The organism is Nostoc sp. UCD121 (assembly GCF_014222285.1).
In the GTDB taxonomy this organism is placed as follows: domain Bacteria; phylum Cyanobacteriota; class Cyanobacteriia; order Cyanobacteriales; family Nostocaceae; genus Nostoc.
In genome coordinates this window covers 30,778-44,065 of sequence record NZ_JACKZS010000012.1, presented here as the reverse complement: position 1 = coordinate 44,065, position 13,288 = coordinate 30,778, and the positions used below count along the sequence as shown (strand labels likewise).

Annotated in this window: 14 protein-coding genes; 3 read left to right on the top strand and 11 right to left on the bottom strand. The window is 41.8% G+C overall.

What is annotated here, in order from left to right; all coding sequences use genetic code 11:
- Positions 1-369: 369 nt before the first annotated feature.
- The gene (locus tag GNF10_RS04575; protein ID WP_185585166.1) at positions 370-1,941 is read left to right on the top strand and encodes an alkaline phosphatase; all 1,572 of its coding nucleotides are present in this window, start codon (positions 370-372) and stop codon (positions 1,939-1,941) included.
- A 693-nt stretch (positions 1,942-2,634) separates the two neighbouring features.
- On the top strand, positions 2,635-3,486 hold the full coding sequence (locus GNF10_RS04570) for a universal stress protein (protein WP_185582050.1): 852 nt from the start codon (positions 2,635-2,637) through the stop codon (positions 3,484-3,486).
- A 273-nt stretch (positions 3,487-3,759) separates the two neighbouring features.
- Here GNF10_RS04570 and psbM read toward each other — a convergent pair whose 3' ends face one another.
- The 5 genes from psbM to GNF10_RS04545 all read right to left on the bottom strand — a co-directional run bounded on the left by psbM (position 3,760) and on the right by GNF10_RS04545 (position 6,448).
- Positions 3,760-3,876, bottom strand: coding sequence for a photosystem II reaction center protein PsbM (gene psbM, locus GNF10_RS04565; RefSeq protein WP_012407089.1), 117 nt, complete (start codon positions 3,874-3,876; stop codon positions 3,760-3,762).
- A 117-nt stretch (positions 3,877-3,993) separates the two neighbouring features.
- The gene (locus GNF10_RS04560) at positions 3,994-4,290 is read right to left on the bottom strand and encodes a 2Fe-2S iron-sulfur cluster-binding protein (protein ID WP_012407088.1); all 297 of its coding nucleotides are present in this window, start codon (positions 4,288-4,290) and stop codon (positions 3,994-3,996) included.
- Between the two features lie 186 nt (positions 4,291-4,476).
- Positions 4,477-4,614: a photosystem II reaction center protein K gene (locus GNF10_RS04555; protein ID WP_006195022.1), complete on the bottom strand. Its 138-nt coding sequence runs from the start codon at positions 4,612-4,614 to the stop codon at positions 4,477-4,479.
- Positions 4,615-4,734: 120 nt separating this feature from the next.
- Entirely contained in the window at positions 4,735-5,865 is a 1,131-nt protein-coding gene (tgt, locus tag GNF10_RS04550; RefSeq protein WP_185581843.1) for a tRNA guanosine(34) transglycosylase Tgt, read from the bottom strand.
- Between the two features lie 130 nt (positions 5,866-5,995).
- Positions 5,996-6,448: a hypothetical protein gene (locus GNF10_RS04545; RefSeq protein ID WP_012407086.1), complete on the bottom strand. Its 453-nt coding sequence runs from the start codon at positions 6,446-6,448 to the stop codon at positions 5,996-5,998.
- 376 nt (positions 6,449-6,824) lie between these two features.
- Here GNF10_RS04545 and cobS point away from each other — a divergent pair, with 376 nt between their 5' ends.
- Positions 6,825-7,601, top strand: coding sequence for an adenosylcobinamide-GDP ribazoletransferase (cobS, locus tag GNF10_RS04540; RefSeq protein WP_185582432.1), 777 nt, complete (start codon positions 6,825-6,827; stop codon positions 7,599-7,601).
- A 69-nt stretch (positions 7,602-7,670) separates the two neighbouring features.
- On the opposite strand, the gene GNF10_RS04535 is transcribed toward cobS, so the two are convergent.
- From GNF10_RS04535 to GNF10_RS04510, 6 genes are all read right to left on the bottom strand, one after another.
- Positions 7,671-8,126 (bottom strand): PPC domain-containing protein, encoded by a 456-nt coding sequence (locus tag GNF10_RS04535; RefSeq protein WP_185582431.1) that lies wholly within the window; start codon positions 8,124-8,126, stop codon positions 7,671-7,673.
- Between the two features lie 86 nt (positions 8,127-8,212).
- Entirely contained in the window at positions 8,213-8,890 is a 678-nt protein-coding gene (locus GNF10_RS04530) for a ComF family protein (protein WP_185582433.1), read from the bottom strand.
- A 66-nt stretch (positions 8,891-8,956) separates the two neighbouring features.
- Positions 8,957-9,448, bottom strand: coding sequence for a GNAT family N-acetyltransferase (locus GNF10_RS04525; RefSeq protein ID WP_185582430.1), 492 nt, complete (start codon positions 9,446-9,448; stop codon positions 8,957-8,959).
- A 643-nt stretch (positions 9,449-10,091) separates the two neighbouring features.
- Positions 10,092-10,496 carry a VOC family protein gene (locus GNF10_RS04520; RefSeq protein ID WP_185582429.1) on the bottom strand — a complete coding sequence of 135 codons (405 nt, stop codon included), beginning with the start codon at positions 10,494-10,496 and terminating at the stop codon, positions 10,092-10,094.
- Between the two features lie 18 nt (positions 10,497-10,514).
- Positions 10,515-11,111: a tRNA-(ms[2]io[6]A)-hydroxylase gene (locus GNF10_RS04515; protein ID WP_179071721.1), complete on the bottom strand. Its 597-nt coding sequence runs from the start codon at positions 11,109-11,111 to the stop codon at positions 10,515-10,517.
- 54 nt (positions 11,112-11,165) lie between these two features.
- Complete coding sequence (locus GNF10_RS04510; protein WP_185582428.1) at positions 11,166-13,268, bottom strand: PAS domain-containing sensor histidine kinase; 2,103 nt, start codon at positions 13,266-13,268, stop codon at positions 11,166-11,168.
- Between the last annotated feature and the right edge of the window lie 20 nt (positions 13,269-13,288).

Below are 13,288 nucleotides of genomic sequence, written 5' to 3'. Positions count from 1 at the left end.
ATCTTAATTTCTGCTTGATCCTAGTTTGATAAGTTGCTTATGTTTGGTTGAGCAGCAATTGGGAGACAAGTCAAATATAGTAATTACTAATTCATAATTCATACAGCACTTACGGCAGCTATGAGGTACATCCCCAAATCTGAAAGCTTTGATAGGAGAGGGCAAGGAGAAAAACTGTATTGCATAATAGCCGGAAGCGCTGTAATTATTAGACAAGTTAGAATTTGCTCTTTATATAAGAAGCAGCCACATTTTGTTTGGTGTCTAAATCTCAACGCAAAACCCAATTACGAATTACGAATTACGAATTATTTAAAGCTGACTCTCCTGAAGTTTGCCAACTGTATTTACATCTGGATAGAGATGAATATGGAACTTATAGATGGCAAGCGCCTCCTAGCAAATCAGTGCAGACGGCGGAGTTTTTTGTTGGGTGCAGGATTCTTAACGGGGTTAACAATCGCTAGCCAATGGCATCCAGTATTAGCTAACTCAAGGTTTTCCGATTATCCGTTCAGTCTTGGTGTTGCCTCTGGCGATCCTTTGCCGGATGGCGTTGTTATCTGGACACGACTGGCTCCAAATCCACTCTCTGGAGGTGGGATGCCATTGGTAAATGTGCCAGTGCGGTGGCAAGTTGCCCTTGATGAAAACATGAAACAGGTTGTGCGTCGAGGAACAGTACTAGCAACACCAGAGTTAGCACACTCAGTTCATATTGATGTGCGTGGGCTAGATCCTGACCGTTGGTACTGGTATCAATTTCAAGCTGGTAGGGAAGCTAGCCCCATTGGGCGGACTCGCACAGCACCAGCATTTTATAGCTATACCCAACAACTAAACTTTGCTTTTGTCTCTTGTCAAGACTGGCAAAATGGCTATTACACAGCTTATCGGCATTTGGCTGAAGAAAACCTCGACCTTGTGGTTCATCTGGGTGATTACATCTACGAATACGGGCCACAATCTGGTGGGCCACGCCAGCATAACAGTCCAGAAATAATCACTCTTGCAGATTACCGCGATCGCTACGCCCTATACAAAACTGACCCTAATCTCCAAGCTGCTCATGCTGCTTTTCCTTGGATTGTCACCTGGGACGATCATGAAGTTGACAATAATTATGCCAACTTAATCCCCGAAGATAACCAAACCCAAGAGGCTTTTAGAAAACGCCGAGCTAATGCGTACCAGGCTTACTACGAACACATGCCCCTACGTGAGTCTTCGCTACCCAAAGGCCCAGATATGCTACTTTATCGGCGGTTCACCTTTGGTAATTTGGCTGAGTTCAACGTTCTAGATACCAGACAGTACCGCACTAACCAACCTTGTAATGATGGACTCAAGCCTCGCTGCTCAGAGGCTTTTGACGCAAATGCTACTATGACCGGCTCAGAACAAGAGCAGTGGCTACGAAAAGGTTTAGATCAGTCGCGATCGCGCTGGAATGTAATTGCTCAACAGACTATGCTCGGCCAGTACAATTTTAATAGTAGTCCAGGCCCCGGTGTCTTCAATGTGGATCAGTGGGATGGCTATGTAACTGCACGCAATCGGCTTTTGAGTTTTCTCAACCAGCGTAAACCTTCTAATCCTGTGGTGATTAGTGGAGATATCCATTCTAGTTGGGTACACGATTTGAAGCTTGATTTTAATAACCCCAACTCAACCACGGTAGGCACTGAGTTCGTCGGAACCTCAATTACCTCTGACTTTCCCACATCATTTATTGCTCCAGTTCAAGCTGCTCTACCCAACAATCCCCATACTAAGTTCTTTGATGGTGCTTTCCGGGGATACGTTCGTTGCAACCTTACTCCAGAACGCTGGCAAACTGACTACCGCGTTGTATCAAGCATCGTTGACTTAAATGCCTCTGTCAAAACCCTAGCTTCGTTTGTCATCCAAAACGGACAACCAGGAGCGCATCTCAATTAATGTGAGTTCGATCAACCTCTCCGTAGTTTTCCTTAGTAAAGCCAGGGAGAGGTTTTTATAGTATGAAATATGACTTCAATTATTAGAACATCTGAATTCGGATGCTGATATTTCACATTCCTCTAGTATTCGGATATAGCAAGCCTATCTGAGTTACCAAAGGATAATTGGGGAAATTCAGAAGTACTGTAGACTATTCAAGGCGGTAGCGATCGCTTGTTAAAGGCTACAGCGAATCAAATTTTTAGGACTTACGCAAACAATAGTCAAAACCCTGATTTTCTGGTAGGGGCAATTCATGAATTGCCCCTACCATGTGTAGTTTTGCGTAAGTCCTAAGTTTATAAAAAGTTATTTGGGAATTTCTTTGCAATACTTAACTAACTTCTAATTAAAAAAAGTGAATATAGATTAACAATGATAACTAACATCATATTTTATTAAGTTACTCAGGCTAAATTGAGAGTATGCTTAACAATTGAAGTCTAGTTGAGAATTGTAAGTAACTGGGTACAAACAAACTTAAATATTTGTTGAGTATTTTGTACTTTGCCATTTTTTTAAGTTTTAAATACTAAAAAAAGTTTATTGTGCCAACTTACTAACTAGATTATCGAGTAAAGAGGTTAAAATCCGACCTGAGCCAAGTACTAAAAGCGAAAACAAAAGTAAACTTAAAAACAATTACGTAAGATGATAAACAAAATTTTGCTGACTGTATCGGGATTGGGACACGCAGAAGAAATGCTCAAAACCCTGAGAGAAATCCCTTCAATTGAATCTGCGAAAGTTACAATTTTGCATGTTGTTCCAGCACAAAGTACTGCTGCTAACATGACAACTAAATGGGAAAATGGCGGGAAAATTTTAGCTAATGCCATTCAAACTTTGAACTTAGATCCTAGTCAGGTTTCTTCAATTTTGCGCGAAGGCGATCCCAAAGATGTAGTTTGCCAAGTAGCTGATGAAATCGATGCTGACTTGATTGTTATGGGTTCACGCGGACTTAAGCGACTGCAATCGATTTTATCAAACTCAGTCAGTCAGTATGTTTTCCAACTATCTTCTCGCCCCATGTTGCTGGTGAAAGATGACATTTATGTGAAAAGAATTAAGCGTATTATGGTGGCAATAGACAACTCTGATTCTGCAAAAAACTGCTTGAAATTGGCACTATTTTTACTGCGAGATATTCAGGGAGGCCAGTTAATTTTGGCAAATATTACTACAAATTTAGGTGGTAAAAAATCGGAAGTAACCGAGGTTAACTCAGATAAAAATCCAGTTTTAGCAGCCGCAGTTGCAGAAGCTCAAAAACAAGGTATCCAATCTCGTGCTTATATCAGCAGTGGCAAACCTGGTGAAGAAATTTGTCGTTTAGCAGAAGAGTTAAATATAGACTTATTATTGCTCGGTTCTCCAGATCGTCGTCCATCTATTGCTAAGAGTTTTGTTGATATAGATCGACTCGTTGGATCTTCGTTATCTGACTATGTTAGAATCAATGCCACTTGTCCGGTATTGTTGGCGCGGACGATCGCTTAAACTAAGCAATGCTGAGTATTAGATTTATTTTAATAAGATACTAGAGAAGCAAGATTTTGTTTCTAATACTCAGCACTCATACTATTTTTCTTTAAAGCTGCGATTATGGAATTGTAGGGGCTATACCCTGTTGGTTCGCTGAAAGCGTTCTCGTAAGAGTAGTCGCTTTGCGTCTACATGAATTCCCCCTACAGAAATGCTACCAGTTAGCGGTTGAGAAATAAAAACCCCCACATTACTAGTGCAGGGGTTATTTATTTTATACACAAATTCTTAACTATCTTTTCCACCTTGGCGGCTAGCAGTTTGGATGTACAGAATGAGTAAAAATACAGTGGGAACTAATACGAACAAAATGCTCGCTACGAACCCCAGGTCATTAACTTGCATGGCAAGAAAGCCTCTCTTAAATTTCCAGTCAACAACATTAGGATACCATCATCGATGACAGAGTTAGCCCAAATTTTTTACTTTCTCAAATGCTAACCACCGATGATCCCAAAAAACTTAAGGCTTCGTAACTACGCTGACTGAGCCATTGACTAAAGTTTGACAGGCAAGACGGTAATTTTCTGGCTTTTTCTTGAATTTACGATTTTCTACGTCTGTGCGGGGGGAAAGATTTTCTAGTCCTTCGACTATTTCAACAATGCAAGTACCACATTGACCATTACCACCGCAATTAGTCATCTTGCCAATGAATGTATATATATCAATGTCATTTTGCATGGCTTTGAGTCGGAGATTGGCACCATCTGCCGCTACTACTTCTTTATTCTCTTTAACGAATTTGATATTACCCATAACTGATTCCTCCCTGACTCTAAGCTTGGCTTTCAAGGCTTCATATTGACATGGCTTGATTCACATCTTATTTATTATATTAAAACATTACAAAATATTAATAAATGTTAACTTTAGAAAACATAGTTCCACAAAAAAATAGAACAGGTAGATTACCTGTCCTACTCAATTCAAAAATAGATTAACTTACCTAAATCCCACGGCTGCTTGCCAAACGAAAGCAAGCAACAAGAAGAATACAGGGATGACTGGGAGAACGTCTACCAAAGGATCGAAGATTTGGTAAGCTTCAGGCAGTTTTGCTAATAAAAGTGCTGCTTCCATGTTTGTTTAAATCCACCTATCCAACACAGCTTTCATAATTGAGAAATATCTTAACATGGTTTGGTCATTGTAATTAGTCATTAGTCATTAGTCATTAGTCATTGCTTATCTTCCCAGTTCCTAGTCCGACTCTTCATCTCCACTTTCTTCGTTGAGCCAGTGGCCAAATTCTGTGGTGAAGCGATCACTTAATATTGCTTCTCTAATCTTTTGGGTAAAGCGAATTAGCTCGGTAATGTTGTGAATGCTCAACAAGGTATAAGCTAAAATTTCCTGCGATCGCACCAAATGAGATATGTAAGCACGGCTAAAATTTTGACACGTGTAGCAGGGACAAGTTTCATCTAATGGCGTAAAATCTTCACGAAACTTAGCATTTTTTAAATTCCAGCGTCCGCCCTGGACTATTGCCGTTCCATGTCTTGCCCAGCGAGTGGGAATTACGCAATCAAATAAATCTATCCCAGATGCGATCGCGATCGCCATTTCCCGATAAGTACCCACACCCATCAAATAACGCGGCTTTTCGGGTGGTAGAAGCGGTGCTGTCACTTTTACAATCTGAGCCATCAATTCTGGCGGTTCTCCCACACTCACGCCACCAATGGCATATCCGGGCAAATCTAACTTAGCCAAAGCTTCAGCTGCACGACAACGCAAATCCAAATACACGCCCCCTTGCACAATCCCAAACAAAGCCTGCTCACTGCGTTGATGAGCCGTTATGCAGCGTTCTAACCAGCGATAAGTTCGTTCGGTAGCAGTTTCAACCTCTTGCCGAGTCGCTGGGTAAGGCGGACACTCATCAAAGGCCATGATCACATCTGCCCCTAAAGTATTTTGAATCTCAATGGAGCGTTCTGGTGTCAAGTTAATAATTCGTCCATCGTGGGGTGAGCGGAAAGTTACACCTTCTTCAGTAATTTTTCGCATCTCACTTAAACTGAACACCTGAAACCCACCAGAATCTGTGAGCATTGGGCCGTTCCAACCCATAAACTTGTGTAATCCACCGCCCCCAGCCACGATCGCTTCGCCTGGTTGTAGGTGAAGATGATAAGTATTGGATAAAACCATTTGCGCCCCAGTATTTCGTAGCTGGGCTGGGGTGATAGTTTTGACATTTGCCAGCGTACCCACTGGCATAAATCTGGGGGTTTCTACAATCCCGTGAGGAGTAAAAAACACTCCGGCTCTAGCTTTTGTCTGACTACAGCAAGCAAGACATTCAAAGGAAAAATTCGCACTCATGCCATTTTAGATTTTTGAAGATGCGTCTATTAAGACTTATGCAAAACTATACGATGTAGGGGCAATTCATGAATTGCCCCTACATCAATAAAGCCCAGCCTGACATCAAATTGGTATAGTAGTCGCTATTTTAAAAAGAATCAGAACAGTCATCGTCAATTTCTGCATCCCATCTGGCTGAGAGAACTTGCTCCATCATCGCTTCTATGGCGCTGACATTGAAGGTTCGCTCTCGTCGCTCTTGTATGGGGGTTGAACGGGGAATCAACCGCAGACACACTCCTTCTTGCATCAAATCAAAGTAAGTTTCTTGTTGCGATGACTGTTTTAGTTCCAAGTAATCAAAACTACAAACATTCAAATATAGCGCATGGTTAGCCACTAAGGTAGACCTTTGTGGATTAGCAAAAACTTCCATCACATCCCCTTCACCCTCGCTCAGTACCTTATCTTCTTGGGTGTAGATGTAGTGGACTCGACCTAAATCTGCCAGCAATCGCCGGATGTCGAGCTTATTCACAATGATGCCCGTGTTAATAATGCACGGAGCTGGTATCCTGGTGTCGGGTAGATGGTGACTCATAGGAAAATAGCGATTGAGCTAAGGAGAGCGACAACGTAGCTAAACTGTCATAATTGAATAGCTTGTTTACTCCCTACATTAAAAAAATATCAATTTTGTGGGGCAATCGTCTAACAATTTTGAGTAAGTTTTAGTTAACGAATACAAAACCCAAATTTTGATTCCTGATGGAATTTTAATTTCCTGAATCATCTGTTTTTTGTATAAAAAAATGCTCAAAATTTTTTAATTTTTACTTAGACCAGCATAACAAAATTTTCAGTGATAATCTCTAACAGAAGTAAATCTTATCTAAAGCTTTAAGGTGTACTGATGTTCAATTGTAGTCAAATTATGATGATTATCCAGCAATTAGCCAAATATTAATGTAACTACGATGACGAAACAGCAACAGTGGTGGAAAAAGCTGCTGTTAAAGCTGGCAGCTAGTATTATATTTTACACAAGTATTCCATTACCGTATTTGAATGGATTAGACTTTCAGGGAGTGGCGCGTCTTGCTGCGTTTGTAGGGTTAATAATTGGGGGAATTTTAGGGTTACTGGATACGGGGATGGATTATATTGGTATGCCCGTGTTAACTCGTAGTGCTTTGGTAATAAGTATTTGGATTGCCATAACTGGGGGACTGCACTTAGATGGGGCAATGGATACTGCCGATGGTTTAGCAGTGGGCGACCCAAAACGGCGGCTGGAGGTGATGGCAGATAGTGCTACAGGTGCATTTGGAGCAATGACTGCGATCGCCTTGGTGCTACTCAAAATCACAGCCTTAACAGATTTACCAGACAACCGTTGTTTGTTGTTGATAGCTGCTTGTGGCTGGGGACGTTGGGGACAACAGGTAGCGATCGCACAATATCCTTATTTAAAACCAACTGGCAAAGGTGCATTTCACAAACAAGCCATTCGTTCTTACAAAGATTTGTTACCAGGATTGTTTTTGCTCTTAGGTTTGAGTGGTTTACTTGTCCTGATAGATAAACAGCAGCTATTTCTCGCACTAGCAATGATAATTGCCGGAAGTGCGATCGCCACTTTAACTGGTGCATGGTTCAACCACAAATTAGGCGGACACACCGGAGACACCTACGGCGCAGTCGTCGAGTGGACTGAAGCCTTATTTCTCTGCGTACTGACCGTTTTTTTATAAATGGGTGGATAGAGGAGCAAAAAAAAGAATTTTTCACTCCTGACTCATGACCAATGACAAATGACAAATTCATTTAATCGGTTGCAACTTTGTCACCTTGAGTTTAAAAGTCCCCACCCCAGTTTCGCCAAAAGAACGGACACGAATAACATAATTCCCTGTCTCTACGATGCGGGTAAATAGCAGGGAATTGCTACTACCATCAGGCCCATCATCATTTTCTGCCAGAGTTGAACCATCGGGTGCTAACAGTGTGATGATACTGTCAAAGTTTTCAGATGATAGGTCAACTGCTAAATTATCGCCCTTTTGTAACTTCACAGTGTAATCACGAGCAAACCCACCTTGACCTGTGGGAATGTCTTTATCTGAGAGGCTATCGGAAAGTTCAGTACTGTTAGATAAAGGAATTGGACTATACAACTTATTTTGGGCAAAAGCTGCACTTGTACTTACACCTATTGCCAGCAATGTGGCAGGAATAATTATGAGTTGTTTTAAACCCGCCGCCAAAACTTTATTCATACATTTCAAGCAATTTTTCCACAAAAATAGAATAATTCGGTCAATTTGTGCGCTTATATGTTCAATTTAGCTCATTAATTCGGGATTCATCCGTCTTTAACGGCAGTGGCTACTGCTACTAATCCTAAGACCACTATTCCATACTGACGAAGTGTTTGCACAGCAGACCTGGCAGTAGCACCAGTAGTATAAATGTCGTCCACTAACAGCACAGGAACATTTGGGGGGCGATCGCAAAATTCTTGTCCGACAGCAAAAGCTTGAGCCAAGTTTTTTTCTCGCTTAGATACCGATAAACCAAATTGCGCTTCAGTTTCTCGCACTCTGGCTAAACCGTTTAGTTTCAATTTTAATCCAGTTATTTCGCAGAAGCTTTGTGCTATTAATGCAGCTTGATTGTATTTACGTTGCTTTTGCTTGCTAGGGTGCAGTGGAATGGGAACCACCACAGGCTGGCTATCTCGCTTAGGTGAATTTAACAACCATGCTTCTCCTAACCATTGACCCAAAGGGCGAGCTATTTGGGGTTGATTTTCGTATTTCATCGCCGCGATCGCTCGTTTCACTGGGCCACCATACTCCCCCCAGCCAAACACTGGTATTTGCTCTTTCCATAGAGACATTGGGTCTTTACGTTGACATTTTTGCAGTTGTCTGGTGCAGTTGTGACAAAATTCTTGGGAAGTTGCGCGTTGGCATAGTGGACAATGGGATTGGAGAAAAAGATTGAGTAAGCCTGTGAGATTTTTAATCCAAGGGTGCATTTTAGAAGTGTCCTTTGTCATTAGTCACTTGTCCTTTGTTCTTAGCTAATGACCAATGACCAATAATTAATGACCATTAACCAGTGACTTAAAATACACGCGATCGCAGCGTGTTGTTTCTACTCCTGTTGCTGGAGTGTAGCCGTTGCTTTCATACAGTTTGACTGCTTCCACCAAAACACTGGCGGTTTCAATCCAAATTTCCTGAAAACCACGCTCTGCGATCACTGCTTCTAGCTGTTGTAACAAATATTTCCCTAATCCCAAACCCCTAATGCTGGGCAAAAGATACATTTTGCGGATCTCTACAGCTTTTTCACCTCGGTTTATGGGGTAGTATGCCCCAGTTCCTACTAACTGGCTTTGGTGTTCAATTACCCAAAACTCCCCCCCAGTAGCTAAATAATATTCCTCTACTCGCAATACATCTCGGTCAGCGCCGTTAGGTTCCCAACCCAGACCGTATTCTGATAATACATAACTGATGACTTCGGCGGCTCTGGTGCGATCGCTGGCGACCCAATCACGAATTATAAAATCTTGATAATAGTTTTTCATTACCATTTGCTGGTCAAGTTTACACAGAAAATTTTCTGGTTCTATATCCCAATTTACTCAGCAAATAGCAATTCTTGCAGAGTCAGTTTCAGGCGGTACTCTCAAGATGTCAATAAAGAGACAAGGAAAGAGGAATTATCTTCCCCTCCCCTTGTCTCTTTAGCAAAGATAATCCAACCGCCGCAGGCATCCTACGCCTACGCTGACATTGATCTTAGTCCTTGATTTCTCACAAGTGAGAAATCAAGGAGTGTGGGAGGTGTGGGAGGATGGGGAAGAAATCTGACCCCGCACACTCCCCACACTCCTCTGCCTACAGTATCGTGAGAAATCCGGGTTAGTCTCTATAACCTCTATAACTTGTCCAAAGGCCCCAGATAGCTAACCTCAAAGTTATAAATAGAGTCCTCAAGAAAAAGCCAGCATCTATATAGACAGTGAACCTGAATAGTCGAAGCTAGCATGATTAGAACTGTAATCAAATATTATTCTAACTTTAACGATCAAGGAATTTGAAAGGCTAGAAATACCCAAAAATTGTAGGGGACGGATTGAGAATATGTCCCCTAGTTATAGTGCAATAGGTTTACTGTTAAAGCTAAATTTGTAGTTTAGATATGGGATAGTTTTTGGCAGCCAATTTTTAACTGACAATTCCTAGATTGCTGTAAATTTCGATGAGATTGCCATCAGGATCGCGAAAATGAGCAGTGCGAATTCCCCAGTCTGGGCGATCTTGTGGTTCAGTCACAATGATCGCATTATGCTTTTTTACTTGCTCATAAACTTCATCCACGTTATCGACTGCAAAAATTAAGACCGTTTTATCTCGATTGACAATGTATGAAGGCTGTTCAATTCTTGGAACTACTTCAGCCATTAATTCTTTTTTGAACAAACCCAACTTGAGATATCCGGTATTCAACTCAGCATATCCGCTATCTTCATCGCCCCAATCGACATCAAATTTCAGCAGATCCCGGTAGAACAGAAAAGAATCTTTGTAGTTGGAGACAAGTAGTCTCAGGTGTGTTAGCTGAAGCTTCATATCTGTTGCCTTAGTCTACTAACTGTGAATTCTAGGTTCTGGATGCAAAGTCGCCAGCAACTCGCTCTCGACAATTGCTAATTCATCAAGCCGTTGCATGACAATTTCTCTGTCGAAATAAGTAGCAGCTAAAACCCAATATATACCGTAGTGACGCGCTTCAGATGCCATTAGCCCACGATAAAATTTTGCTAACTCTGGCTCTGGACAGTGAGCAGCTAATAGTCCCAGACGTTCGTGAGAACGAGCTTCAATTAAACCAGTGACTAGTAAGGAATCCAGAAATCGTTCAGGTTCTTTCGGGCGGACTTGAGCCTTTAAACCTGCGCCGTAGGGAGGCGGTGGTAAGGGAGCTAAGGGAATATTCCGGCGTTCTAACCATTGGTTAACTAGCTCAAAGTGTTCTAGCTCTTCGCGGGCGATCGCAGTTAGTTCCCGCACCATTTTAGTATTGGAAGGGTAGCGAAACATCATATTCAAAGCCACACCTGCTGCTTTGCGTTCACAGTGAGAGTGGTCGAGTAAGATGATGTCTAAGTTAGCGATCGCTTGTTCAACCCAAGCAGAACTAGTAGGCTGTTTTAGGACGTTGATAGTCTGTAATTGAATAAGCACAGAGTCACAAAACTCCAGAATGTTAATTTAGCTGAGTACCTTAGCAAATTGATTTTAGCGGAATATTTTTTGAACTTTGTTCAATAATTCATCGGTACTGAATGGTTTCGCTAAAAAGCCTTGGATACTAAGACTTGTTGTTTGCACTAATGTCTCAGCCGTAGCTAATCCACTCATGGCAATAATTGGCACTTGCGGGTTGATGATTTGCAAGGTGCCGATGGCTGTTTTTCCATCCATTGCGGGCATCATTATATCCATCAGCACCAGTCTAATTTCATCTTTGTGCTGAGTATAGAGAGCAAGAGCCTCAATCCCATTTTGGGCGGTCAATACCTTGTATTTGTATATTTCCAGTGTGGCTTTGGTCGTCTCAGTGATGGCTACTTCATCATCAACAACTAAAATTAATTCTCCTTGACCTGTTGACAGCTTTATCTCATCTACTATTACTTGAGCAGTAGTGCCTTCCTGACTTAGTAAATATACTTTGAATGTAGTCCCAACTCCTACCTGACTGGCTACTTCCAAAAAACCGTCGTGGCTGTTGATGATGTCCATTAATATAGATAAACCCAGTCCTGTCCCCTGACCCACTTCTTTAGTGGTGAAAAAGGGATCAAAAATCCGATCGATAATTTCTGAGTGAATGCCAACTCCAGTATCAGTAACCGTAATTCTCACGTATGAATTAACTGTTGCCCCTATGTGCATCCTGGCATAATTTTCATCAATGAATACCTTGCTGGCAGAAATAGAGAGTTTACCGCCATTGGGCATAGCATCACGAGCATTGATTACTAGGTTCATCAATACCTGATGTAGTTGGCTACTGTCTCCGAGAACAATGCCGATATCTGGCGTTATATCTATGTTGATGTCGATAAATTTGGGGAATGTTTGTTGGACTATCTGCTTGATGTCTTCTATTAGTTGCGATACCAGTACAATTGTGCATATTCTTTCGGAACCACGGGTAAATGACAAAATTTGCCGCACCAAATCCCTGGCCCGTTTAGTATTGGTTTCGAGGATATTTAGCATTTGCAGCGAAAGGTCATCAAGATGGGGATATTTTCGGGGCAGTAGTTGAGCAATTCCCATCATTGGCGTGAGAATATTGTTGAGGTCGTGAGCAATACCACTGGCGAGAGTACCTAAGCTTTCTAAACGTTGACTACGCAATAACTGGGTTTCGAGTTGTTTTTTCTCGGTGATATCTGTGTCAAGAATCAGGATCGATTTAGGCAAGCCTACGGCATCGAGCATTAACGTCCATCGACTAGCGATGATTAGTTCTCTACCATTTTTTGTGAATTTACGTAACTCTCCCTGCCAGGTTCCCCGCTCAACAACAGTTTTTAGAGCTTCTGACAGTAGAGCTGCGGGTTCTCGATATAAAAGTTTCCAGGCGTTGTTTCCTTGAGCTTCCTGAACTTGCCAGCCGTACATCTTCTCTGCGCCTTGGTTCCAGAATAAGATTTGGTTATACAAATCCTGTACGATCATTGCGTCTGTTGTGATGTCCAGTAGGGCAGCTTGTTCGCGGATTTTCTGTTCTGTTTGGTGGCGTTCGCGTAGCGCAGCTTGCTGTTCGCTAATGTCTCTGAATAGCCAGCGCAAGTTTCCAGTTTTACCCTGACTATCTTCCACTGCGATCGCAGTTAATTCTGCCGGAAAATCTATAGTTCTTTCATTATGAAAAATCCGTAACTCTTCTCTTTTGACTTGCCCCTGTTGTTGCAATTGCAGCATAATTTGACGAAATTTCTGCCGTTCTGTCTGATGCACAAACACAGCCATTGGTTTACCAATCAGGTAAGACTGGCGCACATTCAATAAGTTAGCGGCAGCATAGTTAGCTTCCTGAATAATTCCAGTAGCATCTGTGATCAAGTAACCGTCTGGGGCAAAGTTAAATAAATCGTAATAACGTTGGTGTTCAGCTTCTACCAAATGGCGTGTAGCAATCAATTCCTCATTTTGCTGGTGTAACTCTTCCAAAGAAATAGAGATTTCGGCGATCGCTTGTTGCAAAAGCTCTACAGGATAGTCTGACTCTATGGATTGCTCCATCGTGATACCTGCAAGCTGCAAGAGTTTTTCTAGTCGATGATGCGCCTCGACAATTGCTTGTTCAAAATTTTCCTTGGTCATTTGCTGTCTTCTATGATGAT